General features: G+C 70.1%; 1 pseudogene. It reads left to right on the top strand.

The window, feature by feature from the left end:
• Window positions 1-231: pseudogene (locus ACSNOK_RS36525) on the top strand (photosystem reaction center subunit H); the annotation flags it as partial.

Raw genomic sequence — 231 nt, 5'->3', positions numbered from 1 at the left:
GCCATGAGACCTTCGTTCCGATCCACGACGCGGCCATGGTGGAGGACCACCTGGAGGTGCCGTACTCCAAGGACCAGGTCAAGGGTGCGCCCCACGTCGACGTGGACCAGGGCGGTCACCTGTCCGAGCAGGAGGAGCGCCGGCTGTACGACTACTACGGCGTGGACTGGGGCGGCTACGGGCGGGAGGAGACCCGCCGCACCGGCACGGGGACGGCGGGCACGGCAGGTA

The sequence above is a fragment of the Streptomyces sp. URMC 126 genome, assembly GCF_051386555.1.
GTDB lineage: Bacteria > Actinomycetota > Actinomycetes > Streptomycetales > Streptomycetaceae > Streptomyces.
This window is presented reverse-complemented; position numbering and strand designations above follow the sequence as displayed.